General features: G+C 44.9%; 24 protein-coding genes. 11 read left to right on the top strand and 13 right to left on the bottom strand.

From position 1 onward, the window contains the following. Positions 1-17: 17 nt before the first annotated feature. Positions 18-1361 carry a PD-(D/E)XK nuclease family protein gene (locus LCM29_RS08625; RefSeq protein WP_224862055.1) on the bottom strand — a complete coding sequence of 448 codons (1344 nt, stop codon included), beginning with the start codon at positions 1359-1361 and terminating at the stop codon, positions 18-20. Between the two features lie 295 nt (positions 1362-1656). Between LCM29_RS08625 and LCM29_RS08620 the strand changes: the two genes are divergently transcribed. Both LCM29_RS08620 and LCM29_RS08615 read left to right on the top strand, forming a co-directional pair. Further along, on the top strand, positions 1657-2238 hold the full coding sequence (locus LCM29_RS08620; protein ID WP_224862053.1) for a hypothetical protein: 582 nt from the start codon (positions 1657-1659) through the stop codon (positions 2236-2238). Next, complete coding sequence (locus LCM29_RS08615) at positions 2239-2760, top strand: transglutaminase domain-containing protein (protein WP_318247827.1); 522 nt, start codon at positions 2239-2241, stop codon at positions 2758-2760. A gap of 69 nt (positions 2761-2829) precedes the next feature. Here LCM29_RS08615 and LCM29_RS08610 read toward each other — a convergent pair whose 3' ends face one another. The 9 genes from LCM29_RS08610 to LCM29_RS08570 form a co-directional block, all read right to left on the bottom strand. Continuing rightward, the gene (locus LCM29_RS08610) at positions 2830-3510 is read right to left on the bottom strand and encodes a DUF4956 domain-containing protein (RefSeq protein ID WP_224862049.1); all 681 of its coding nucleotides are present in this window, start codon (positions 3508-3510) and stop codon (positions 2830-2832) included. Positions 3511-3523: 13 nt separating this feature from the next. Further along, complete coding sequence (locus tag LCM29_RS08605) at positions 3524-4222, bottom strand: polyphosphate polymerase domain-containing protein (protein WP_224862047.1); 699 nt, start codon at positions 4220-4222, stop codon at positions 3524-3526. After that, positions 4219-5955, bottom strand: a complete 1737-nt coding sequence (locus tag LCM29_RS08600) for a CotH kinase family protein (RefSeq protein WP_224862045.1) — start codon at positions 5953-5955, stop codon at positions 4219-4221. The genes LCM29_RS08605 and LCM29_RS08600 overlap by 4 nt, the downstream gene beginning before the upstream one ends. A 15-nt stretch (positions 5956-5970) precedes the next feature. Then, positions 5971-7407, bottom strand: a complete 1437-nt coding sequence (gene pelG / locus LCM29_RS08595; RefSeq protein WP_224862043.1) for an exopolysaccharide Pel transporter PelG — start codon at positions 7405-7407, stop codon at positions 5971-5973. Continuing rightward, entirely contained in the window at positions 7370-8809 is a 1440-nt protein-coding gene (gene pelF / locus LCM29_RS08590) for a GT4 family glycosyltransferase PelF (protein ID WP_224862041.1), read from the bottom strand. Before pelF ends, pelG begins: the two co-directional genes overlap by 38 nt. Then, the gene (locus LCM29_RS08585; protein ID WP_224862039.1) at positions 8809-10443 is read right to left on the bottom strand and encodes a DUF2194 domain-containing protein; all 1635 of its coding nucleotides are present in this window, start codon (positions 10441-10443) and stop codon (positions 8809-8811) included. The genes pelF and LCM29_RS08585 overlap by 1 nt, the downstream gene beginning before the upstream one ends. A 10-nt stretch (positions 10444-10453) precedes the next feature. Next, a complete protein-coding gene (locus tag LCM29_RS08580) occupies positions 10454-11323 on the bottom strand; it encodes a hypothetical protein (RefSeq protein WP_224862037.1) in 870 nt (289 codons plus the stop codon). Next, positions 11313-13436 carry an NAD-dependent epimerase/dehydratase family protein gene (locus LCM29_RS08575; protein ID WP_224862035.1) on the bottom strand — a complete coding sequence of 708 codons (2124 nt, stop codon included), beginning with the start codon at positions 13434-13436 and terminating at the stop codon, positions 11313-11315. Before LCM29_RS08575 ends, LCM29_RS08580 begins: the two co-directional genes overlap by 11 nt. Positions 13437-13664: 228 nt before the next feature. Further along, positions 13665-14312 (bottom strand): acetyltransferase, encoded by a 648-nt coding sequence (locus tag LCM29_RS08570; protein WP_224862033.1) that lies wholly within the window; start codon positions 14310-14312, stop codon positions 13665-13667. 227 nt (positions 14313-14539) lie between these two features. On the opposite strand from LCM29_RS08570, the gene LCM29_RS08565 reads away from it, so the two are divergent. From LCM29_RS08565 to LCM29_RS08525, 9 genes are all read left to right on the top strand, one after another. After that, positions 14540-15385: an aldolase/citrate lyase family protein gene (locus tag LCM29_RS08565; protein WP_224862031.1), complete on the top strand. Its 846-nt coding sequence runs from the start codon at positions 14540-14542 to the stop codon at positions 15383-15385. Then, the gene (locus LCM29_RS08560) at positions 15382-16293 is read left to right on the top strand and encodes an NAD(P)-dependent oxidoreductase (RefSeq protein WP_224862029.1); all 912 of its coding nucleotides are present in this window, start codon (positions 15382-15384) and stop codon (positions 16291-16293) included. Before LCM29_RS08565 ends, LCM29_RS08560 begins: the two co-directional genes overlap by 4 nt. Before the next feature lie 207 nt (positions 16294-16500). Then, the gene (locus LCM29_RS08555; protein ID WP_224862028.1) at positions 16501-17553 is read left to right on the top strand and encodes a glycosyltransferase family 2 protein; all 1053 of its coding nucleotides are present in this window, start codon (positions 16501-16503) and stop codon (positions 17551-17553) included. A 12-nt stretch (positions 17554-17565) separates the two neighbouring features. Continuing rightward, positions 17566-18720, top strand: a complete 1155-nt coding sequence (locus tag LCM29_RS08550) for a glycosyltransferase family 4 protein (protein WP_224862026.1) — start codon at positions 17566-17568, stop codon at positions 18718-18720. 17 nt (positions 18721-18737) lie between these two features. Beyond that, positions 18738-19949, top strand: coding sequence for a hypothetical protein (locus LCM29_RS08545; protein ID WP_224862024.1), 1212 nt, complete (start codon positions 18738-18740; stop codon positions 19947-19949). A gap of 105 nt (positions 19950-20054) precedes the next feature. After that, positions 20055-20816, top strand: coding sequence for a YveK family protein (locus LCM29_RS08540; RefSeq protein ID WP_224862022.1), 762 nt, complete (start codon positions 20055-20057; stop codon positions 20814-20816). A 4-nt stretch (positions 20817-20820) separates the two neighbouring features. Next, positions 20821-21486: a CpsD/CapB family tyrosine-protein kinase gene (locus tag LCM29_RS08535; RefSeq protein ID WP_224862020.1), complete on the top strand. Its 666-nt coding sequence runs from the start codon at positions 20821-20823 to the stop codon at positions 21484-21486. Positions 21487-21497: 11 nt separating this feature from the next. After that, positions 21498-23054 carry a lipopolysaccharide biosynthesis protein gene (locus tag LCM29_RS08530; protein ID WP_224862018.1) on the top strand — a complete coding sequence of 519 codons (1557 nt, stop codon included), beginning with the start codon at positions 21498-21500 and terminating at the stop codon, positions 23052-23054. Continuing rightward, positions 23051-23692, top strand: coding sequence for a sugar transferase (locus tag LCM29_RS08525; protein WP_224862016.1), 642 nt, complete (start codon positions 23051-23053; stop codon positions 23690-23692). Before LCM29_RS08530 ends, LCM29_RS08525 begins: the two co-directional genes overlap by 4 nt. On the opposite strand, the gene LCM29_RS08520 is transcribed toward LCM29_RS08525, so the two are convergent. The 3 genes from LCM29_RS08520 to pgaC are packed head-to-tail and all read right to left on the bottom strand — an operon-like array spanning position 23682 to position 26235. Beyond that, positions 23682-24557 (bottom strand): polysaccharide deacetylase family protein, encoded by an 876-nt coding sequence (locus LCM29_RS08520; protein ID WP_224862014.1) that lies wholly within the window; start codon positions 24555-24557, stop codon positions 23682-23684. The two genes, LCM29_RS08525 and LCM29_RS08520, sit on opposite strands and share 11 nt — an antisense overlap. Beyond that, the gene (gene pgaD / locus LCM29_RS08515; protein WP_224862012.1) at positions 24554-25018 is read right to left on the bottom strand and encodes a poly-beta-1,6-N-acetyl-D-glucosamine biosynthesis protein PgaD; all 465 of its coding nucleotides are present in this window, start codon (positions 25016-25018) and stop codon (positions 24554-24556) included. Before pgaD ends, LCM29_RS08520 begins: the two co-directional genes overlap by 4 nt. Beyond that, positions 24976-26235 (bottom strand): poly-beta-1,6-N-acetyl-D-glucosamine synthase, encoded by a 1260-nt coding sequence (pgaC, locus tag LCM29_RS08510; protein WP_224862010.1) that lies wholly within the window; start codon positions 26233-26235, stop codon positions 24976-24978. The genes pgaD and pgaC overlap by 43 nt, the downstream gene beginning before the upstream one ends. Between the last annotated feature and the right edge of the window lie 149 nt (positions 26236-26384).

The following is a 26384-nucleotide window of genomic DNA, read 5'->3' as shown; positions in this document are numbered from 1 at the left end:
GGTGCTTTTTGAAAAGATTATTGTGCATGTGAGTAAAGTGAATTCAATGTATTCAAAACAATGGTTTCAAACTCTTTAAAAGAATCTGTCGTCACGAGTGAAGTCATCGCTCGTTCCACGCAGACAGGATCTGTCCAGTCCTCAACGTGTGTATTCGAAACGTAAATCTTCGTATATTTTTTTCCTTCAAGCATACCTGAAGGACGGAATGATACATTTTGTTCCTGCAGGGCGCTAAGCAGTCGCAAGCGCTCTGGATAGTCAATCGGTCCTACTTCTACGTGAACTTTCAAGTCTTGATTCCATTCTCGTGAGAACCAAATAATTAATCCATATCCACGCCAATACGGACTTTCAAGTGGACCTATGTTTTCTAAAAAAGGAGCCCACGATGAAGGAACATAATTCGGTACTTTTGCGTGTGGGCGATGTAAGTGTTCCGGTAGTGTAAAGCGGTCCGCAAATAGTCGAAATGCTTGGTACATGACATTGCTCCCAATTTTAAAGATGTAGTCAATCGTTTTGCGTTTCTTCGAATAAATTTTCGTCAGGTGGTCGCGCTGAGAAGAAGATAATTCGTTAAGCGTATCCACGGCTGTCCGTAATTCAATTTGTTTTTGACGATGCGTATCTCGATAGGCATTTGCGCAAATCAAATGAATAGCAGATGCATAGTTTTGATAGAGTGTCATCGCCATCTGCATCGTATCTTCATCTTCGACTAATTGTTCCTCGAGGAGTGCCACATAAAAACTTAAAAAGTCGTAAATGCTATCGGCGATTGTCTCTTTATTGAGTTCAAGTTCTTGATGAATGATTTGCAAAACATCTTCATATGCCAGCATCCAATACGCATCGTGCGATGGTGACTCCCCAGATAGGGTCAAAAATACAGGAAGGATATCCCAACCTGGATAGCGCGTCATCACACTGTTTAAATATCGTTCTAGTTGATTGTTCGATTCAGCAGAGTGAAATTTGTTTTCGATGAGTAGGATGATATTCAAAGACGGGATTTCAATTAATAAGTCGATGGCGCCGTTGCCATTCGTTGACCATTCACGATGTACGATTGCATCGGATAGTGGTGTGTGCAGAAACGCCAAATAATCAAAGGCATCAATCTTCTCTTCATTCTCTGCTTTCGTGACAAGATTCATGAGGATTTTTCGTAAAAAGAAGCTGCCGAGGCGGTGATTCTCGTTCGGGTCGAATAACCAGGCGAGCACGTTCGAGTGACGGATTTCGTACTGGTCGACGCGGAGTACTTTGAGCGGATTGAATTGGTGGAACTGTTGGTGAAGACGATTGAATTCGGTCGAGTTTTCAAGTTGTAAGATGGTATCGAGTGAGTAAGACATAGGTTCCTCCTAAAATCATTGATGAGACAAGTAAACAATAAAAGTATGTAGGAAGTAGAGAAAATAATGAACGTGGTTATAAAATGTTCGTGGTAACCATACGTACATATCATTATTACATAATGAATAATTGGTTGTGTTAGCTAGGAAGAGAATCATTTTTCTATTGTTTTGTGATGAAAATGGAAGTGACTACTGTTGTGAGGGTGGATGTATGAGTCCTGTGATGATTGGAACGGCTTTATTGCTGATTTGTTTACCTTTGGGTTGTCTTTTAGGAGTGCGCGCCTTTCAGATGTTTCGAATTCACACGCGCTTACGTGCCGGCTTATTCTCGGCCCGTCATGCGTTACGTGCTGCGAAGCATCATCCCGGGCGTCAGTTTGACATACTCGATCCCATTTATCGCGGTGTCGTCTTTCAGCTCAACGGAAGGAATTTGATGAAGCGCACTCAACTCGAACAAGCCGTCAATGATGAGCTGAATCGTGTGTTGAAATATGGATGGTTGTCTTCCTTGTTTCTTGTCGGAAGAGGGGTTCTTGCGGTGATCTTTTTCGGGATCGCGGGTGTGAGTGGGAATATCGTCGCGCAAGAAACGAAGTCGTTTGACGTGGCGAACTGGTTTGGTCCACAACACGTCGAAAGTGAGACGACCGTGCTCGGGAAGTCGTTCAAACTCCCATACGAAATTGACTCAGCCGAAACGCTTGGGACAGCTATCGCCTATCATATGACCCGTTTTGATGAGACATTCACGATTCCTTATACAGGAGATACGGAAGACATGCAACAGACGATGGATGCGGCGTGGGATTGGATCGAGCGCCATCATATCTACGTGTATCGACTCTCGCGTGGAGGGGAATCGAAATGAATTGAGCAGAATGGCGTCTCCAACTTACAGATGAAACTGAACTACGACATGACGGCTTCCGAGGCCGCACAAGTACAAGAACGCGTCAACGAAGTGATTCGCGACATGCCGCGTGATTTGGACGAAGTCGGCAAGATCAAATACGTGAACGACTATGTCGTCTCGCACACTGCCTATAATCTAGATAGTCTAGCCAGTCCATATACGCCGTATTCGATCTTGTTCAACGGGGAAGGGGTGTGTGAAGGCTATGCGCTGACGACGCTCTTATTGTTAGAGGCGGCAGGCATCGAAGCACGTTATATTTCCGGGGAGGTCGCAAGTGGTCTTCATGCGTGGAACCTCGTCCGTGTGAATAACGAATGGTACCATCTCGATACGACGTGGAACGACCCGGTCCCGAACCAACCTGGGAATGGGCGACTCGATTACTTCCTCGTCTCAGACGCAACGCTTCGCGCGGACCATACGTGGGCATTCGGTCGTTATCCGGTGACAGCCACGCAAAATATTCAATTGTGAGAGCGAAAGGTGATCCCTTTCGCTTTTTTGCATACGAAAAGGACCGATTGTTGAATCGGTCCCGTTGCATCAAACAGCATAATCCCCATTGTATTGAACAAGAGAAACATCTCGCACTTCCTCGATGTCATTCAATCGGTTCATAAAGGCCGTGTTGTCGATTTTCAATCGGACTTCAGCCGTCAGTTCGACGACGTCTTTTCGTACAATCTTCGACTTGAGCGTGTAATCGAGTTGTTGGAGCTCCCGTCGCACTTCATCGTTCCCGTCCTCATAGTAATGGATGACGAGAAGATAAAGCGTATCGGTATGTTTTTTGCGAGCCAGGCTGACGATGACGGCTCCGATGACCGCTGCGCCGAATAGGGTCAGAAAGTAGAGCCCAGCACCACTCGAGATCCCGGCAGCGATTGCCCAAAACATGAACACGACGTCGAGCGGATCTTTGATCGCCGTCCGGAAGCGGACGATACTGAGCGCCCCGACCATCCCGAGCGATAGGACGACGTTCGTCGAAATCGTCATGATGACGAGTGACGTAATCATCGTCATGATGAGCAGTGTCGCATTGAAGCTCGGGCTATACAGGACGCCGCGATAGGTCGTCTTATAGATGAAATAGATGAAGCTCCCCGCTAAAAAGGCCGTGAGCAATCCGAGCATGACGTCGATGATTGACAAGTTGCCGAAGCTGAACTCGTTTAAAAAGCTGTTTTTGATAATGTCGTTAAAGTTTACGGTTGTGTCCATAGGCTCTCACTTTCTATATTCCGTGATATTGAATGCTCGCCATCCGGCAGTGCACATATTTCGAGATGGCGGAACGTTGATGGGTATGAAGTTGTAACACTTGCCGGATATAGTCCGGTAAAAACTCGTCGTACTTCACTTCGAGAATCGTCTTCGGATAATCGAGTACTTCTTCGGAGACCGGGTTTTGTTCGAACAGGTCGACACTGTTCGTGACGAAACTCAGTTCTTTGTCAAACGTGACCCGGACGTTACCGAGGCTGCCGACATATGCCTCGCGTACATAATCGACGATGACCCGAGGGCGCATGATCGTCCCCGTGAGATATGAATAAAACTCGTGGTAGAGCGGTTCGGTCTTCTCGAGCAAGAAGTCATACTCCCAATCTAAAATCTGTTCGTATTCCTCGCGCGTGATGGCGACGGATGACTTGAGGATATATTCGCCTTGGCGGTTCTTCTTCTCGAGTCGAATGACAGCGTCCGAATAGTTATACGTCCGGATGCGGAATTTTTTCCGACGGAAGATGCCGCTGTTTTTTTGAATCAGGTCGTGGTCGTAGACGTTGTCGAAGTAGAGACTTCGGATCAAGTAGCCGTCACGAGAGACGGAATGCTCATCTTGTTTCAAAATCGTGGCGATGCGTTCACGAAGCGTATGATAGTCCTGTTCATTGATAAAATATTTTAACTCATGTCGGAATCGTTTCATGATGATTCTCCTGGTATGACAATTTGTTGGACGCCCCAATAGCGAGTGCGATTTTCACCTTTGTATACGTCGAATGGAATCTGTGTATTTCCTTTTGCGTCTGTCACTATCACCCGCCAATAGTAGCGACCTGCTTCAAGTGGTGAAGTGGAGTAGGAGAAGGTAGTCATCTTGTCACTATTGATGATATGCGTGTTGAAGTCTGGAGACTTACTCAATTCAAAGTGATAAGTTAGATCATCATTTTGTAAATCATAAGAAGGGTCCCATTTGAAAATATCTTTCCCTTGATTACGTTCGTAGTTTAAAAAGATTGGCATTGGTCGTTCGAGTGAATCGAGAAAACTTTGATGATAAGTCGTTGTTGTATCAGTTAATTTCCAATAATTCTCCTCAAACTGGTCTGCCTCGATACTCAAATAGCGTAAGTCAGGGACCCGCTTAACGATTGGAGACACGACCGGATAATACATTTCCAGCATTTGTTTCGTCGTATTCGGATTGATTGTTTGCGACAGCTTTTCTAATTTGTTCACTAACGCTTCCACGTTGGCAGGGTCACGTAAATAACGACGATGTAACGTAGACCCCCAATAGCGCTGAATGCCTTTTTGCCAATCAGGCATGGAGTCATTGATTCCAAGCAAATCATTATAATCCCATGCACGGAAATCAAAGTCCCAAGGGAGGAAGTACCACTTTTCAGAATTGAGTGGACTATATAAATAAAAGTTAGAAGACATCGTGTCATAGTTTCCGAACAAAATGTTCGTACCGAGCCAAGTTAAATAATTTTCTTTATCAAAATATGTTTCAAACGTCTCGTCAAACGGTTTTGACATATCATTCAGGTCGTCGAGCATCGTCAACAGTTCGTCATGATTGTCAGACCCGTTGATCTTCAACACCGACTCGAATGCCTTTTTGTCGTAGTTTGGGTCATCGGTCGGTAAAAGCTTGTCGGGATAGCGGAAGAACTCGAAGTTCTCGGCTTTATACAAATGACCGTCCGGATTGAGCCCGCGTGCGGCGAGTGCTTCTTCATTCAATTGCTCGACGTGGGTATAGAGTCCGTAGTCTTCAAATGTATCGGCCACCTCTGGATTGGTCATATCTCGGACATGCAACTGTACAAAGTTAGTTCGAAGGCTTGAGAGGTGGTCGAGCTTCTCAAAATAAGAAAATGCTAGGTGATTTCGAACACGAGTTGGGTCACCCGGATGTTTGTTTAAATTTAAAACACTTTGGCCATACCAAAGCCCTGCATTGTCTTGGAGGCGAATCTTATAAGACTTTTGTGGGGCTAACCGACTCGAACGACCACGCAACTCAATTGTGGCATTCACTTCCTGTTCATCGAACAGTTGAATGCCGTCCGGTCCTTTCGCGTCTCCGGTCTCGAAATGGACATATAGCTTCGGACCGCTCTCGAGGTTGCTGTACTGTTTGTACGACTCGTTCAAGTCATACAACGTCAAATCATTTTCAGGAACGGTACGTTGGTCGAAGATGGTGACATACACATGCTCGAGCTTGTTCCCGTCATGCTTGTCGTAGACGCGTTTATCTTCTTTGAACGTTGATTCGAGTGTGGCGACCTCGTTCGTCGCCTCTGAACGTTCCGTCGATGTCGCGCCTGATTCAGGTGCTTTTAATGAGGCCTGTATCCCTAACAAGAGGAAGAAGAGAATGATGAGGCCAATCATCACTCTCGGGTAAGGCAAACGCTTCATACATATAAACTCCTTCTAAGACAGACTTCCGATGCGTCGTAAAAATAGCTCCGTTTTTGTCGTTACTTCTTGATAGACGATTGGCTGCGAGCAGAACGTCGTATAGTCGATATCGTTCAAGCTCCGGATGAGTAATCTGGTTCCCCACATGAAGGCGAGGATGGCAGAGAGGAACATGCCGATGCCATATACATCGAACAACAGGACGAGGGCGAGCGTCACGAGGAAACTTGTGACCGCATAAAATCCTGTCAGCTGGATGGCGGCGCGTCGCTCGTCGAAATACAGCAATATCAAGAAAATCGTGATGACGAGACTCAAGAACCAGCTACCGAGTACGACGATGATAAAGATGTCGATCTGATTTTGCGTCATGCCGAGGAACGGCAATAAACGGACACCGAGGAACAAGAAGATGAACGTGACGAGCATCTGGACTTGGGCCATGAATAAGAGCTCTGAGCCGAGGACGCGGAACATCTCACGCTTGGCGGTCTGGATGTCTTGGAACGGATACCCGTTCAAAATCCGACCGTAATATTTCTTATAAGACGTATAAAACGTCGTCTCGAGCGTCACCATGAACAAGACGAGCGAGGGAAGGACGCTCAAGTAGGCGTAGAAGACCGGCGTGTCGTAATACGGCGCCATCAAATACGTCTCCCCCACGATGATAGCTCGGTCACTGAACCAGGTGGCGAGGTTATGTCCATACAATCCGAAGTAGTAGGCCGTTCCGATCAAGAAAAGAAGCGGATACTTCTCGAGATATACTAAAAAGTAGAAGTAGTTGCGGTTATTTACTTGGAAATAATGATGGATGTCGCGAAACAATCGGATCAAAATGACGAAGAAACCGAGATTTAGTCCGATGAATACCGACGTCGCCGTCTGATGACCGAGCGGGGACGTCAACAACCAAATGAAGAACGCTGCGACCAACGTCCCGAGGACATAACTCGTGACGATTTTTTTATAGTCTTTTAAGGCGGACACGTACATCGATAAAATCCAGATGACAGATAGCTGTGTGAAATAGAGATACGTCACAAGTTTATAGCTGAACGGGAGGGGTGACCTCATATAAAACAAGACAGAGATGACCAGACCAATCATGACGATCAGACTGATGAGTCCGTATAGCGAGGACAAGACGTTTTCTTCTTTCTCTAAGAAGGTCTGGTCCGCCACGAACCGTGAGATCGTAAATAAAAATCCACCCGTCAACAGCTGCGAGAAGATGAACGTGTACTGGACGGCCGCCATATAGATGTTCACTTCGCTCGCGCCGACGTTCAAGTAGAGCAACCATTCACGCGATGCGGTGATCAGCAAAATGGAGAGGAACATCGGACCGACCGCCGTGATGGCCGAATAGCCGTACGCACGGAGCTGCCCGAAAAATCCTGATTTGTCATACAGTCGTTTCAATTGAAATCCGATTCCGGCCATGACGTTCTCCTTTCTCATAATAAGTACGATATGCGTCAATCATCATCGGTAAGGTGTAGTGATTCGTGACGCGTGACCGTCCATTCTCCCCATACGTTTGGCGTACGTCAGGTTGTTCGACCAATTTGATGATCTCGTGCGCCAATAGATGAAAATGCATGACGGGAACGACGCTACCGGCTTTTCCGAAGCGGTCGTTCGGACCTTCGAGCAGTTCACGGCAAGCCCCGACGTCGGTCGAGACGAACGGGATTTCCATGGCGAGCCCTTCGAGGATGACGAGCGGTTGTCCCTCACTGATGCTCGAGAGGACGAGGATATCTAAAAAGGACAGGTAGTCTTGGACATTCGCTGGACCGGTGAAATGAACATGTTTGAGTCCGAGCATGTCGACGAGTTCGAGGCATTCCTCGTAATACTCCTCGTCTTCATCTAAAGGTCCGATGAGATGAAACTGGGATTCCGCGAATTTCTCCTGAACGATGGCAAACGCTTGGAGCATCGTCTTGACGTCTTTGATCGGGACGACCCGAAGGATGGCACCAATGTGCAGACCAGGACGTGTCGTCCGACTTTCAGGTGAAAAGCGAGACACATCGATGCCGTTCGGGACGAGGAACGTCTTCTCCGGCGGGCAACCGAGCTCCAGTTGAATCTCTCGGTTCCCTTCGAACAACGTGCTAACGTCATCAGCATAGCCGTAAGCGCAGTAGGAGAGACTATAGAAATAATCAATCCATACATCTTTAAAGTAACCTTTGATCCACGAGGCCTTGATGATTTCTTCTTCACGTTCCCGTGTATAAATCCCGTGCTCCGTTAAGAGTAATGGCTTGCCGTACTGATATTTTGCGAGTGCGCCGAGTACGCCCGCATAGCCGGTCGAGACGCTATGATAGACATCCGCTTCCGGTACTTTGTGGTCGATACAGACGAACAACGGTAGCAGCATCGAGCGGAGCGCCCAAAACATATCGGTGAACGGTACTTGGACGAACCGTTTCTCACAAAGCGTGCTGACGATATCGAAGAAATCTTTACTGCCAAGGAAGTTCATGACCGAATCGATGCGACCGCTCGTGAAGAACTGAAACAATACGTCCCAGTCCGTCTGGCGTTCCGACATGAGGGAAAGGAAGGCGAGACGTTCTGCGTCCGTCAGATTGTAACGTTTTCCACTGACGATCTTCTGATCTACATAATCACCGAGGTGAATCTCATGCAGTTCGACCAAGTTTTCTGGAATGGGATATTTCGGTTTACTTCCTTTCACTTCTTTTGCCGAGATGGAGTAGACGATGAACTCATGCTCGGGCATCTCGGTGATGAGCGACTGAATCCAGCTCGATACACCACCCGTCACGTGAGGATACGCGCCTTCTGAAATCAAGCAAATCTTCATCATTTCGCCTCCAATCGGATTGAGAAGGATAATGCTTCGGTTTTGACGAGATATAGGTCAGGGCCGATTCGTTCGACTTCGCACTGGTCCACATCTTCAATCTCTTGTGAAGATTGAAGGTAAAAGTACGTTTCGCCAGCTGCTTCGTCCAACGTGTAGGTATACACGTTTTCTGACTGACTGACATACACGTGACCTTCAAAAAAGTGATGGTTTTGAGCAACGTCCGATGCTTTCATCGAGCGGAGCCACGGGACGTCGCGACGTTGTTCATCTAAGACAGATTGAAAGGCTGTGACCAACGTCTCGCCTTCTGCTTGTGACGTGATGCTTTGAGGAGAGAGCGTCATCGAGACACTCCCACTTGTCACAAGCTCGTTGAAAAGCGTCCAAGATGTCCAGTCCGGGTCGGAAAAGTCGAGCGGGGCCGATGGCAGTTGTACGACCGCTTCCATTTTTATTGGAAAACTGGCCGTCCCGATCTCTGTCGTATGATCATCAAACACTCCTTGAGCTGTCTCTCCATCAGTCAGATAAGACGATTTAATGGTGAGACCCGGTAACGCGTAATCAAACTGTGTTTTCGTTGCGCGAATCTCTTCGGAGGAGGAACCTGAGACGGCGATTTCTCCGCCGGATCGTAGTGTCTCTCGTCCGTAAAACGCTAAGTCTTCCGAATATGCAGAGGTTGCCGGTGTCGGATTCAACGAAGGACTCGTCGTGGCGAGGACATAGTTCAACCCGTATTTGGCGCCGAGGCGCTGTACGTCGGCCCAAAACACGTTCCGGAAGTAGTCACGGTCGGTCATCGACTTTGTCACGAGGCGCTCGTTCGAGGCTAAAAATGGGAAACCTTGAAGCGTCGTGACCTCTGCATTCAAAATCGGTCGCAGCACCGGTTCTCCTTGGGCGAGACCGACAAATAGAAGCGCCTGCTGGTTGAACTCGGAAAGCATCGTGCCATTGAATACGATGAATCGGCCTGCCCCGTATGTTTTTGACCACAGTAAAGGCAAGTCTTGTGAAGACGTGGCGAGTAAGTTGGCCTCTGGGTCAATCCGTAAGGCGAGTGATGAGTTCAATAGACGTTCTGACTCAAATGACTTGGCGGCATCCTCTCCGAAAAAGGGAGAGGTCAATCGAATGCCAGTCGTCTCGACAAATGATCCGATTTCGATGATCCCGATCTGGCGATACATCTCCATCAGTCGATCACTCGGCGACGGGCGTATGGCAAACAAGACGGTCCCGCCCTTTTGGACATAATCGAGAAGAATGTTTCGGTCTTTTAAACGGTCGAGATGTTCCGTCGCGATGATGACCGTCTTCTCATCCTTTAAAGACGTCAGTTGTTCAATATTCTTGAGAGTGCTTTCTTTACCAATCGAACGAAAACGTTCCTGGAGACGCTCCGCAAGCTGTTCATCATTCGTACTGCTCAATATTAAATAGGAGTCGAGCATCCCATTTGCACGAGAGACGGATTGTGATTGGATTGATGTCGGATTACTCTCTGAGAACAGTGGGAACTTTAAGACAACATCTGAACGAATCAGGATGAAGATGAAGCCAAAAAGCGCGATAAAGCCACCGATTAAATACATCCCTTTTTGAATCTTAAATGTATATTTCATAAAAAATCCCCTATATCCAAAATCGTAATTGTTGGAGTCCCTCTGGAGAGAGACGAATGTCGGATGCACGAAGCGCGTCGACCATATGATGCACTTGTTTGACGTTCTTCATCACATAATGAACGTGCATCGCCTCGAAATAGGCTTGTTCACGACGTGGATACTGTCTTAAAAAGAGTTCGCTCGCTGCAAACGCCTGGTCATACTCTTCTAGAGAAAGCGCCACCCGGATTCGTTCGGCATGGTAGTCGGGATTGATCATCCCTCCCAGTTCAATCAAGGTGGTTAACGCATGTAAGTAGGAATACGTATATTTCACTTGTGTACGTCGATCTAAAAATTCCATATCGATCATCTGCTTCAAAATGTTTAAGTAGTCAATCATGACACTTAAGTCGTTCGGACGTTCTGCTAGCTCTCGTTCTACGTGTCGAAGTTGTTTGGATAACAACGATTTTGCCTGTTGCAGCGCGGTTGCCGCATAATGCGACGTCTCGTTATCCTCACTCTTGAGCGCTGCTGCGAGAAGCGGGGCTTGCTGAAGAAAGTCATTTTTTAATATGTTCATCAGCGTCTTCCGCTTCACTTGGTTGGAGTTGAGGATGAGCGCATCTTGTAGGGAAATCATATTCGTTTCGTTCATCAAGTCCGGTCGTTGAAGCGACACATCTTCATACGTCTCTTTTCGAAGTAACCAATCTGGCAGTTCGGCATCTCTATGCTTCGAGCGTTGCAAATAATAGAGGATTCCCCAACTGAAAAAGGGGAGCGCCAACAACAAGAAGAAGCTTGGCATGACGTCTTCGCGACGCTTCACGAACAAAAGAAGCAAGACGAGTAAAGACACGCCATAATGAACCAGCAAGAGGTTAATCCACATAGGTGACGTCCTCCACGACTTCGGCACGAATCGCCTTACGTGCGAGGCGTTCGATGACGATTTGCGACTCTTCTTTCGTCGCGTTCGACAGGATGGCATACAATCGTTCATCCGTTCGGAAACCTAAATAGTCGGTCGTCCGTAACGTCGTATCCGTGCTCTGGATGACGGATTCACTGTTATCTTCTGCGATGAGCAGGAGCGTATATGGGATATTTAATTCCTGTTGTGCCTGTTCTTTTTGAGTGAGGATACGCTCAAAGTACTCTTGTTTCAATGCATTCGTGTTGCCGACATAGCGATCAGATTGAATCGCATGAATGTACCCGAGCGATCGATCGAGTGAAGAGTTGATGAGGCGGATCATGACGTCAATCAAATTGCGGTAAGACAAGGTCAAATTCTGGAATGGTACTTCGTAACATAGGACAACGGCCACTACTTCGCCTTGACGAATGAGCGGGGCACCGAATAAAGGCTCACCAGCCGCTAACGATGTATTGAAAACAATATCGGAAGAAGTGACCACTTCGTGAATCACCGTCTGTTCTACGATTTCTAACGAGTTACGCGGTGTGAAAGTCGGATCGGCCGATTTTGCTGCGAGTCGGGCGAAAGATGACTGATTGACCATGTAAATCGCAAAATGTTTCGCTTTCAATGTCTTCTCCAAAACCGAAATCGATCCGACGAACAGTCCTTCCGGTTCTAAACTGTCGAGGGCACGCGTCGCTTCGTACACACTTCCGATACTCTCTTCTGAGTGAAGGATCTGTTGCTGTAACTGGTTTTTGATGGTGAGCGTTTCTTCGTAGATTTCGCTCAAGAACGTATGCCGTTCGGTCGTTGCGGCCAACTCGTCTTTTAGAAATTGAATTTCGATATTTCTACGTTCCATCACATAGCTGACGACAAGTCCAATCAATAAGTACATCGTGAACGTGGCCAAAATCGAGTTGTCGACAAAGAGAGACAAGACGTTTCGACCAATCGATGCACTTTCGTAGAGGTGGACCCCGACAGCGAGGAGGGAAGCGATGAGTGCTTGGGACTTACCGAACAATAGTGCTGCTAAGAGGACGTAAATGAACCAATAGTCCGGCGTATCCACAATCGGCGTCAACAGAAGAGAGCCGATGAAAAACAGAAGGAACAGCGTGAGGTTCTCTAGTGTTCGTAGAACCGGATGGCTGAGTATGTTCTTAAATCGACGTTCTTTTGAAATCGGGTGAGGCGATGAGGATGAGGATTGTTGTGCATAATAACTTTTCGTTACGTGCAGTCCTTCTTCCAAACCGAATCGAGGCACCCAGTCCAAATCTGTCTTCAATTTACGGTTGTCGAGTTTGGGCTGGTGTTTCGGTACATGTTGATTCGCAAGTGGTGGTTGGATTCCTAGGTATGCGCAGAATGATTTAATCGAAGTCGGTTCACCCGAAGACAGGTGATACAGTCCCGATAATTCACTGATCACGCCCCGATATACGGCTTCCACTACATCTCCGATAAAAATGAAATCAGTTTGACTGTCATGTGATAAAGGAAGACGGAGATGCTCTGGATTGGTCGTCGACATGAGGTCGTGGATCCATCGACTCGTGAGACTAACATGTTGCTTCGGTCCATACACGGAAGACAAGCGGAAAACTAATGTAGCGAGTGCAGAGTGATTGCCCCAGTGTAGGCAGTACTCCTCGCCGTGTCGTTCATTTAATGCAGAAGGCGAGCGTGGAACGAGTGACGCTGTCTCAGGTATGTCTGTTTCGATATCGAATTCGAATCCATCAGCTGATGAAAAGGAGACAAACTGTTTAACTCCATATTTTTCAGACAAAAACAACAAGTTGAATAGACCATCTGTTGTTGGGTGTGAGTGCTCTTCGGTTGAACTGTTCGCGCAATGGATGACGACATCAAACGCATACGTTTTGAAAAATGTCTCACATTTACGGTCGGCCACGTCTGCCGATAAGTGGCGATGTTTGAAGTCGATTGTATCTTTTGAACTAGATATGAGATTGTCGAGAATATGTATACGATGCCCTTCTTTGAAGAATCGCTCGGCAATCGAACTGCCTAAAAAACCATAGCCCCCTGTAATGAGAATGTTCATGGGCAATCTCCTTCGTGAAATAGTTTTATAAAAAAATAAAAATATGTATGAAATATTATAATATAAGGACATTTTGATTTACCTAAATTCGAACGATTTTCCTTATTATTTTGTCGCTTTTGGTCGAAAATTTTATGTTTCATAAAGGATGCGACATAATGCGACAACAAATATATGTGAATAATAAAAAGTTCCAACCGATTGATGGATAACGGTTGGAACTTTTTTCTATAAATATCTTTCTTGAATGTCACGTTTCCGTGTTACTTTGGCCGGTGTTCCGAAAGCGATGACTTGGCTCGGTAGATTGGAAACGACGGTCGCGCCGGCGCCGACAACGGTATCGGACCCGATGTGAATATTATGGATGACTGTCGCGCCCATCCCGATGAAAGAACGTTCGCCAAGACGAACATTGCCACCAAGGTGAGCACCAGGCGCCACAGAAGAAAACGGTGCGAGGTGACAATCGTGATCGACAGAAGACATCGTGTTGACGACGCTGTGTGCTTCGAGTCGCGTGTTCGGGTTGACGACACTTCCCGCCATCACAGCGACACCTGGACCAATGGTTACATTTTTACCGATGATGGCGCTAGGATGAACGGCGGATATGAATTCAAAGTTTGGCATTTTCTCGTTTATTCGCTTCGCAATCGAGGCACGTTGATCATTATCACCGATGCCAATAATCCCCTGTCGAATGACAGTACTTGCACCAATCCTACCGAGTATGGGGTAACCATAAATGAATTTCCCGACTAATTCGGGATGGTCGTCATATATTCCAGCTATTTTGTAAATCCCCATTAATTCCAAGATATCGATTAGTACTTGTGCGTGACCGCCCGCCCCGAAAACAACAACCCATTCCATTTGGAAGTCACCCCTTTGCCGAAACTTGTCGAAAGATTTTGTCTGTAATGACATTATTGCCGATTCTCTTGATTTCAAACAAAACGGAAAAGAAGTTTCGAGCATGATTTCTGTACGATAGTCAGAAGCCATGTACGTTGCAAAAAGATGCTATTCTTTTCTGTTTCATTGTTTTTGGTGATGGCTAATTTCAAATCGTAGTGATTTTTTTAAAGGGGGATGTGACAATGTCCTTGGCATTCATGTATATCACCAATCAGCCAGAAGTAGCACTTTTGGCCGAACAGAATGGAGTCGACTTAATTTTTATAGATTTAGAGCTGAACGGAAAATCAGAACGACAGGGGCATCTCGACACGGTCATTTCAAGACATTCGATGCACGATATCAGTCGCATCCGTTCGGTCTTGAAACATTCGATGTTGCTCGTCCGCATCAATCCGATTCATGCAGGGTCACGTTTCGAAATAAACGAAGCGATTTTTCGTGGTGCGGACATGTTGATGTTGCCATATTATAAAACGGTAGAGGAAGTGGAGACATTTATCGAAATGGTCGGGGGGCGCGTCAAAGTTTGTCTTCTCTGTGAGACGAAAGAAGCGGTCGCGTGCATGTCGGACGTATTACGTTTACACGGAATCGATTCAATTCATATCGGACTGAACGATCTTCATTTGAGTTATGGTCAGGCGTTTCTGTTTGAACCGCTCACGAATGGACTCGTCGAAACGATTGTCACGCAAATCCGTGATGCTGGTATTCCGTATGGCTTCGGTGGGATCGCCCGAATCGGGGAGGGGCGGGTGCCTGCTGAGCGAATCATTCCAGAGCATGTCCGCCTCGGTTCGTCGTGCGTCATTTTGTCTCGGAGCTTCTGTCATATCGGAAATGCGACAAAAGTGTCGTCGCAGCAGGCTCAATCGTTCCAAGAAGGGGTATGGAGAATTAGGGCATATGAGCAACAACTCGAAACGATGCCTGTGGAATGGTTTGAACAAAATCGTCTACGGCTCGTCGACGAAGTTCAAGCCATCACATTAGAAATACAACAACAGAAAGGAATGTTGTCATGAACGTATGGGTGACAGGGATGCGTCTATCCCTTGACCAACAAGCACGACTTGAACAGTTAGGCCACAACGTCACCATTCTTGAAAAAGAGTCAGACATTCAAGAACGAGATGTATCTGAAGTGGAGGTGCTCGTCTGCCAAAACGTGTTTGCTGATCGGGCGCTTGAAGATTTTCCACGATTGAAGGTCGTTCAAGCAGTGAGTGCCGGCCTTGACCGTTTACCTGTTCAAGCCTTAAAAGAAAGAGGCATCCGCGTCTATAACGCCGGCGATACATATGCCGTGCCGATGGCGGAATGGGTCGTCTGGCAATTGCTCGACTTTATGAAGCATGGGGCTGCGTTTCGGGAGAAGCAACAAAACCGACAATGGGAAAAAGAACGGCGACTGCTTGAACTGACGGGCAAGACGGTCACGCTACTCGGGGTCGGCAACGTCAGTGAGGCAATCGCCAAACGACTGCGCGCATTTGATATGCATCTGATTGGTGTCGGGCACCGTGAAAAAGACGTACCGTTTGTCGATCGCTACGTGTTGTTGGACGAACTCCATGACGTGTTGAAAGAGAGTGATGTCGTCATTTTGGCGTTACCGCTCAAGGACGAGACGTATCATCTGATCGATCGGGATGCGCTTGCGGCGATGAAAGAGGATGCAATCCTCATCAATGTAGCGCGCGGGGCAATCATCGACGAGGATGCACTCGTCGAGACGCTCCAAGAAGGAAAATTCTTCGGCGTCGCGCTCGACGTGTTCGAAACGGAGCCGATTCAACCGAGTCATCCATTGTATGAGTTCGCGTGGGTGAGTCTCACGCCACACAACTCCTACGTATCGGATCAGGTGAACAACCGACTCTTCCAGAACGTGCTCGCAAATCTACAGAATGAACAACCATCTACCACGTGACGACGAACAGACCGAAACTTTCGGTCTGTTTTTTGTTGTGCCGCTTCAAAAGGAGCCCTTATGATAATTCACTAAAAAATTATTCGCTACTCATTTCAATTCGTATTTATGGAAAATGTTGAATGGGAAGAATGAGATATAACATAGTTTGTGAATGTTTTTTCTACATGACAACTAGAATTTACAACTTAGAGGAGTGAAGAGTAGATGGTGCATTCAATGCCACTTGTTAGTGTGGTTGTTCCAGTTTATAACGCAGAACAATACATTCGGCAATGTATCGACAGTTTAATCAACCAAACTTACCCACATCTCGAAATCATTTGTATCAACGATGGTAGTAACGATCGTAGTTTAGATATCCTGATGGAATACGATGATAAGCGGCTACGGGTTATGGATCAAACCAATCGTGGTTGTGCGTTTAGCCGGACTCGCGGTCTAAAGTCTGGAGCAGGTGAGTACTTCATGTTTATTGACAGTGATGACTGGATTGAATTAGAAGCGATTCAGACACTTGTCGAATATGCAGAACGGGAGCGTGCTGACGCTGTGATGGGAACTTACGTTCGTGAGTATGGTGAACGTTCTTTACCAAAACAGATTTTTAACGCTGACTATTTATCCTACGACAAAGAAGAAACAAGACAATTCGTACATCGTCGCTTGTTCGGATTAATCGGGGAGGAATTGGCACACCCAGAAAATGTAGATGCACTTAATTCGAATTGTTTTACTTTATATCATCGTGATTTAATCAAACATTTGAAATTTGGGAACGGTCCGTATGGAACATTTAGCGATTTATACTTTCAAATCGAAGCATTAGAACATTGTGAACGCTTCGTTTATATTGACTATCCTCTTTATCATTATCGAAAAACAGATCAACAGTCCATGTCAAGTGCATATAAACGAGACTTGATTGCATCTCGTGTTCACTTCTTTCATATTTTAATGAATTATATTGAAGTTCATCAACTCGGTGAAGAGTACAAAGAAGCATTAAATAACCGAATTGCCTTAAGCATGATTGGTATCGGAATTAATGAAATGGCTTCTTCTAAATCACTGCGTCTAAAAGCAAACACGCTGAAAGACGTTCTTCGTCGAGATGAGTATAAAAAAGCGTACGCCCACATGGATTTACATTATTTTGATTTGAAATGGCGAACTTTCTTTGAGTTTTGCAAACGAGAAAGAACGATTCCTCTCGTTTTCATGTTGCGCGGCGTCAACTATTTGAGAAAACGCGTGTGAGGAGGGAATGAAATGAAACGTGTTCTAATGGTGGCTTCTGTCGTATCCATGATTGAAAGTTTCAATCGTGATAATATCCGTATGCTGCAAGAGATGGGTTACGACGTGGACGTTGCCACGAATTTTGAGTGGGGGAGCATGTACTCTGAAGATAAGATTGCAAACATCAAAAAGAATTTGCAACAACAAGGTGTTCGGCTATTTCAAATTGACTTCGAACGTGACATTAAAAAAATGAATGCGCACGTTCGAGCTTACCAACAGCTAAAAGAGGTTATGACATCCACATCGTATCATTTCATTCACTGTCACTCTCCGATCGGTGGCGTGATTGGACGCCTCGTCGCAAGACAAACTCATACACCTTGTATGTACACTGCGCATGGTTTTCATTTCTTTAAGGGAAGCCCCTCATTAAATTGGATGTTATATTATCCGGTCGAACGAACACTTGCACGTATGACGGATACGCTCGTTACCATTAATGAAGAAGATTACTCACGAGCCAAAACATTTAAAACCTCACAAACATTTCGGATTCCTGGCATTGGAGTGGATACAAAGCGCATTGAAGAAACCGTGATTGATCGTCCGAAGAAACGACAAGAGTTGGGAGGATTTGAAGAGTCAGATTTTGTTTTACTATCGGTCGGTGAACTAAACGAGAACAAAAATCACGAGACCATTATTCGGGCGATTGCCACGCTCCAAGAACCGACGTTACATTATATGATTGCCGGAACAGGAGAGAATCGGAAGCGGATCGAGGAGATCATTAGAGAATTGAATCTAACCAATCACGTTCATTTGCTAGGATTTCGAGAAGATGTTTTTGAGGTGATGAAAGCCTCTGACTGCTTCGTTTTCCCTTCAAAGCGAGAGGGATTGGGTATGGCGGCGTTGGAAGCAATGGCGGCAGGCTTACCGTTAATCACATCAAATGTGCATGGAATCAATGATTACTCAATCGAAGGCGTCACGGGTTATAAGTGTGCCCCGAATGATGTGACTGGATTTGCCCGAGCGATTCGTACGATGCAACTTGATTTTCAACTCTCTCGAAAAATGGGACTTCATAATAGTGAATTGGTCAAATCGTTTGATATCAATCAATCACAGTCTGAAATGCGTCGGATTTATCAAAAATTCAATTCACCACCTGCATAACAAAAGGAGGAAACGTCATGAAAATGAGTAAGGAGGTAGGAGTCGTCAAGTACCTGATTCTGTTTTATTATTTGCTCGCGACAACCGCCTTTTATATGTTAGCCATTTACACGACTGGTAATGGCGTTTCCTATCATTTGTTTGGTGAAGGCGATGACGGGGTCTTTTATTGGGAACAAGCCATGAATGTATTTTATGACTTATCATGGATCCGCACATCGATATATCCATGGGTGATTGGGAAATTGATGCAGTTGATTGGAGTGGAGAGCGTCTTTGCAATCCGCCTTTTCAACTTTGCCGGGGTGGCCCTATTAATTCACTTCGCCTTAAAGCTAGTCTCCATTCAAATTGTCACTTCTCGATTTGAGCACAAAGAGGACGAGATTCGTCAGCAAGCCTATTTATTTGCACTCTTAGGTTTTGCTGCATATATCAGCTTATTTATTAATATTACGACCTCGATTTATCGAGATGTTTGGATTTATATGTTGTTTGTTGCGGCGACTTATCTCGCAATTCGCTGGCTGTTTGAAAAGAATTGGACGTATTTCATTTTATTGATTCCCACGGTTTGGTTACTCGGTCAATTCCGGACGTATGCACTTTTATCTTTTGTGATGGCAACTGCCATTTGGCTTACGATTCAATTCCTTTCAAAAGTAATGCGCCCAATGATGATCATTTTTCTGGTCGTCGTTGGTTTTGGCCTCGTGTATACGTTCTCGATGGATGTGGTGATTCCGATTGTCGATAAGACACTGCGCTCTGCATTACAGTATCGTTCCGACGGGATTGGGATACTTGCTGGTGGCAGTCAAATGGGTATTCAACTTGATACTGCCAATTACGTCCTGTTTTTAGCGAACTATATGCACAGTTATCTTGGAAATTTGATTGGACCGTTACCATGGCATGTTCACAGCGCGACGACACTAATCGTATTTTTTATCGAGGCGTTACCGATGATTCTCATTTTAATTTTTCTATGGATGAAGCGCGCGTGGCTAACGAAAGTGCAAGGCTTTATCTTGACACAGGCGTTTGTTTGGAACGGTCTGATTGCGATAACAAACGATAATATTGGAACAGCATTACGTTTACGGGCTATCGCCTTCATGTTGATATTATTAACTTTTGTCGTCATGTATAGCAAATATCGAATTGAACGAGCTGAGGAAATAAAGGAACTTCAGATGATGCCGATGATGCATCTTTCAAAAAAATAATAAACATCTCCTTTAGGTTGGTAATTGAACGTCTTGGAGAGAGGGAAATGTTTTTTATCTATTAACAAATCTATTTTTCTTCACACTAACAAAGGAGGTACCGTTGTGAAAGACATCAATGCATCGATTCGTGATATTTGGTTCATTCTAAAGTCTAAGAAATGGACGATTCTCTTGACGATGATCATTATCGGTGGCTTGGCCTATTCTTTAAGTCGTTATGTCATCCCCCCAACATATGAAGCATCGACACAAATTTTAGTCGTCCCAAAACAAAGTGGTTCCGAGACGCTCGATAGTACGCAAATTCAATCCTCTCAAGGGCTTGTAAATACGTACCGAATCATAATGAAGAGTCCAATCATTCTGAACGAAGTTCGTCAAAACGTGACGAATGCACCTGAAAAACTTGAAGATCAAATTGTCATTGAAAGTGAAGAAAACTCACAAGTCATCACAATTCGAGCAACGGCAGAATCTGCTGTATTGGCCACGACGATTGCCAATGAACTAGGTCGCGTTTTTTCGAATGAAGTACCAAAACTAATGAATATTGATAACACACAAATCTTATCACCGGCTTTTACTCCGACTGAACCAGTGGAACCGAATATTCCAAGAAACACAGCTTTAGGCGTGTTAATTGGTTTCATCCTCAGTAGTGGTGTGATTCTCGTTCGACAGTTATTCAACAAACAAATTCGGTCGGAACGAGAGGCTGAAGAAGTTCTCGGAATTCCTGTGATTGCCTCGATTCCCTTATTTGAGCGACCCCATGTTAAAAATGAAAAACGTGAACCGAAACAACAGCAACCATTGAAGGAGGGAGATCCGTATGTTCCGAAAACGCAAAGAAAATTATCATAGAGATATGACCAAAAATCTCATAACTATCTATGACCCGAAATCACCGATTTCAGAACAGTATCGAACATTACGTACGAATCTCGAATTTACCTCTCTCGGTACTCAGTTACAGACAATTCTTGTTACATCCACTTCTACCGGCGAAGGGAAGTCGACGACGGCGAGTAATCTAGCTGTTGTGTATTCGCAATTAGGAAAACGGGTGCTATTGATTGACTGTGACATGCGTAGACCGACACTTCATCAAATTTTTCGTTTAGATACTCGTGATGGACTATCCAACGTCTTGGCAAAGCGCTCTTCCGTTGAAGCAGCGGTTCAGGCGACACAGTTAGACCACCTCTTTGTCATCACTGCTGGTGTGGTGCCGCCTAATCCTTCAGAATTACTTGCTGCATCGAGCTTTCTTGATTTACTAGAAGATGCTAAGTCAAAGTTTGATATCGTCATTCTAGATGCCCCGCCTGTCATGCAAGTAGCTGACAGTCGAATTCTTGCCCCGTTAGTAGATGGGTCAATCCTTGTATTAAGCTGTGAAACGTCGGATCGAGATGAAGTGATTAAAGCGAAAGATCAACTTCAATTGACAGGGACCAAAATTCTCGGGCTGGTGTTGAATCGTAGAGAAACACGTTACGATAAAAATCATTATTATTATGCATACCAGTGAGGAGGGAGACCATGGCGACCAAATATGAAGTCGAACCTGAACAACACAGCACAAATCAAATAAAATATGGCGCTTTGGTCTCTTACGGTTCGATTGGGTTCAATATCATTTCGGGGTTACTATACACGCCGTGGATGATTGGGAAAATCGGACAAAGTGATTACGGACTGTACGTATTATCGTTCTCCATCATTGCAATTTTTGCATTTAATCTTGGTTTAGAAATTGTTGTCGCACGATTTCTAAGTAATTATCGTACAATCGGAGATCGAACAGGAGAAATTCAATTTCTTGGAATTGCCTACAAAATGTTTTTCTTTTTGACTTTCTTATTGGCCATTCTCCTTGTCGCATTATATTTTTTCCTTGATGTACTCTACGGTAACTTAAATCCATCTGATATGGATAAGTTAAAAGTGATGTATCCAATCGTCGGATTTTATATTTTAATCACATTACTAGCTAAACCGATTGATGCCGTTTTCATTGTAAATGAACGATTCATTCAGTTGAACAGTTTGCTATTTCTCGAAAAAATCCTCATTGTCAGCTGTACAATCGGTGCACTCCTTGCGGGATACGGAGTTTACTCACTTGTTGTGATCAATGCCTCAATGATTTTACTTATTAACGTATTTAAGTTGTTGTATGTATGGAGGTGGACCGACACTAAAATTGATTTTGCAGCATCTGGGAAAGGGATGTATCGAGAAATTTTTGTATTCGCTTCCTGGCAAACGGCCGTCTCCGCTACCCAGAACTTTTTGATGCACATTATGCCGACTGTCCTTGTTATTTTTGCAAGTGGGGTCGCGGTTGCTATCTTTTCAATAGGGATGGTGATTGAAGGGTATGTTCTGTTGATTGCCACCGCCATCAACTCATTATTTTTACCTAAAGTGACACGTCTCAACCACTCGGGTGGAGTAAAAGAAGTTGAGAATCTCATGATTCGAGTCGGCCGTATTCAACTTTACGTCATCGGTTTTATTACTATGACCTTTATTGCGATGGGTGCCGAATTCATTCACTTCTGGGTAGGTGATGACTTTAAAGAGTCTTATGTTGTTGCTTCGTTACTTATTGCGATGGGCCTCATCACACTCCCGCAAGAGATTGCCAATATTCAACTTGTCACGACGAATAAAGTACGTTATCGTGCATACGGCATGATTATCTCCGCAATCATAGCTCTCATCTGTTCAGCATTTTTAAGTGGTCCGTATGGAGCAAGTGGAGCCGCATTGTCCGTCATGATTGGTTATTTAACAGGAAATACGTTGTTCATGAATATCGTATACGTACGCGTTCTACAGATAAACGTATGGCGTTTTTTTAAAGAATGTCACTTGAAGTTGGCTCCTGGTCTCCTCTTTATTCTCGTATTAGGCATCATGATGCAGTCGATTTTTCCTGCTAGTTCTTTATTTGACTTCGTAATCAAATCGATAGGGCTCGCTTTCAGTTACGCACTATTTACGTGGGTGTTTACAATAGATCTATTCGAGAAGGAATTGTTACAGTCCATCTTACCGTTGAAGCGTGCTAGAAAGGGGGAGGCGTCATGAGGATTTACGAAACATATGTAAAACGTCCGCAAGATTTACTGTTAGCTTCTTTCGTATTTATTCTTCTGAGTCCATTCTTACTCGTTGTTTCAATTTTGATCAAATGGAAACTCGGTGGACCGGTCCTTTTTAGGCAAAAGCGCCCGGGGAAAGATGACGTTATTTTTGAAATGGTAAAATTTCGAACGATGACAGAGGAACGAGATGAACATGGAGAACTGCTTCCCGATGATAAGCGATTGACACCATTCGGTCAGAAGTTACGTTCCTTGAGTATCGACGAGTTACCGAGCTTGATTAACATCATAAAAGGAGACATTTCGATTGTCGGTCCTCGACCGCTACTTGTAGACTATTTATCCAGGTACAATGAAAAACAGAAAAGACGTCATGAAGTGCGACCTGGACTTACCGGACTTGCTCAAGTGAATGGTCGCAATCGATTGTCATGGGAGGAACGGTTTGATTTAGATGTTCAATACGTGGACCATATCACGTTTTTAGGAGATTGGAAAATTGTCGTTCAAACGGTTTATAAAGTGTTCAAACGAGATGGAATCTCTTCTGACACATCGGCGACGATGGAAGCGTTTATGGGAAGTGACATCAAGAAAAAACAAGACGCCCTCAGTCGTTGAGGGCGTCTTGTTTTTCGTTGAGCAGATATGGTTTGACGAATTCACTGTATAGCTGACGATCGAGTAAGTATCGATTGATAAAAAGGGATGAATTTTCGTTTGTGATGGGGTTAGGACTCAAAATGAAAGCATCGGTATAGCCTGCCGATTGGGCAATGGCAGTCACTGCATCATCCGTTTCTCCGAATGGATAAGCGATTGCGGTAACATTCAATCCAAGTTCTTGTTGGAGAGTGTCACGACTTGTTTGGAGGTCTTCACGAAACGCCTCATGTTGAGCCGGGTCGAGAAATGTGGCCTGTCCATCTTGGCTGTAATGAAAGTCATGGGTATGGGAGCCGAAGTCGGCAAGCCCACTTTCATTTATTTCTCGCAACTCATCCCATGTGGAGAGTTCTAAGTTTTGGAATCGTTCTCCTACATGACCTGTAATGACAAATAAGGTGAACGGCACTTGTTCTTCTTTTAAAATCGGAAATGCATTCTCATATACCGTATGGTCCACATCATCAAAAGAAATCCATACACATTTGTCCGGAATCGGATTCCCTCGGACGTATTCAGATATGTCCTTTGCTGTCGCAAAATGAACACCTTGTTGCTTCATCCAAGTGATTTGGTCCTTAAACTCATCTTCGTATACGTTATATCGTTTTAAATTATCAGATCCAGATACAGTCTCGATTACTTTGTTCCATAGATTCGGTGACTTGATTCGATGATAATTGAGACCAAGACAGACACCGTCCTTGGCAAGAAGTTGCGAATCAGGTACTTCTGATTTGGTGGACATGACATCTTGTACTTTCCATATGATGAAGAGCCCGGCAATTAGTATGAATCCCCACTTCAGCCAACGTTTCATTCTTCGAGTTCCTTCACTGGATTTTTTTCGAATATGATGACTTTATCCTGCTGTAACATTTCGATTGTTGAAGGTTCAATTAGTCCGAGATTGTTCAACTCTTCTAAAGTCGTTGGCGTAGGAGTTTTTCGGCGATTCAGTGGACCATATCTCTTCTTGTTGTATGTTCTCCAGACGAAGAGTAAAATCGCCAATCCAATTAGAATGAGAACACCAAAACTAATTAGACCACGAATATCTTCATTTGTTACGTTGAGTGCAGATTTTAATGTGGCGATGTAGCGGTCGTTTTGGTTGAGAAGGGCGCTTACGAAAAACCAACTTACGACAAGTGTGTAAATCCAGAATACGACGGTTAGCAGGATTTCGATAAACGATCGAATGAAAGAGCGCTTCGTCTTGACAAGGACGTCTTCACCTATAAGCTGCTCCGTCTCGTTCCGCGATCGGGAGAATTCCATGTCGCATATCCTCCTTTCAAAGTCGAACGAATCGCTTTTGGTGTTGCCGCGATGACAACAAACGTATTTAACATCCAATAGACGGCCGGATACCAAGCTGCCCATACATAATAACGGAAGACATTGTCATACTTCGCGTCGTTCCAAAGAGAGATGAGCAATTGAATGTGACTGATTAAGACGAGTGCAAAGGAGTTATATGTGAACCAAATCAACATATCTTGAATCGTATCTGCCGTGACGAGTAGATAGAGCGTGACGATGAGCCAAGCATATGCCCAAATGACACTGATGACTTGTTCAATATAGACCGGCCAAATCCGGCGTTGTCGCCAGTCTTTAAAGATGTCAAAGTGACGTAATACGACTTCTTGTCCCCCTTGAGACCAGCGGACGCGTTGTCGCCAAATTCCAGATAGCGATTCTGGTACGAGCATCCAACAAAGAGCGCGCGGCTCATAGCGGATATCCCAAAACTTACGTTGGAGTTTCCAGGAAACGGCGATGTCTTCGGTGATCATATCGCGGTCCCATAAGCCAACGGAGAGTAGTGCTTTTTTACGAAACATGACGATGACACCAGATACGGTCATGATTTTCCCCATCACACGTTGCGTCCGTTTAATTGAGCCGATGATAGAAGCATACTCGACGATTTGCATCCGACTGAGTAACGTATCCCGATTTCGAATACGAGGGTTTCCGGTGACAGCACCGACGCGTTCACCTTTTTCAAGGAAGTGACGCACAAGATAATAAGGTGCTTCTTCAGATAAAAATGCATCAGAATCTACACAAAGCAAATATTCAGAATGAGCGGCATGCGCAGCCATATGTAACGCATTTGCCTTCCCACGGTTCTCACGACAATCGATGACACGTAGACGTTCATGTTTATCGGCCAACTCAATTAATATTTTACCTGTGTCATCCGAACTGCCATCATTCACCGCAATGATTTCAAGGTTAGGGTACGTGAGATGGTCGAGATACGTAATCGTTTCTTCAATCGTTTCCGCCTCGTTATAGCAAGGAATGAGGATGCTGATGAGCGGCCACTCTCGCTCGTTTAAATCGAGCTCTTTCTCACGTTCGCGGGTGACGCTAAATAATAAAGCACCCGATATCCAAAACATGGCCATGACAAATGGGTACCAAAAGACGAACTGTGCAAGTGGTTCAATCCATGGGGAGAACTCTAGTAAGTAGAAGGTCATAAGCAAGTTCCTTTCTATCGAAAAATAGGGCACATAAGGAGATTGAACTAATAGAAAATGCGATGGATATTTTTACATTATACTAGATGTAGATTTGATTGTACGATTATCCGCTTCAAAAATAGCTCATATTTTAGGTGGTAAATTAC

Origin of the sequence: Exiguobacterium aestuarii (assembly GCF_020171655.1) — a bacterium.
In the GTDB taxonomy this organism is placed as follows: Bacteria; Bacillota; Bacilli; order Exiguobacteriales; family Exiguobacteriaceae; genus Exiguobacterium; species Exiguobacterium aestuarii_A.
This window is presented reverse-complemented; position numbering and strand designations above follow the sequence as displayed.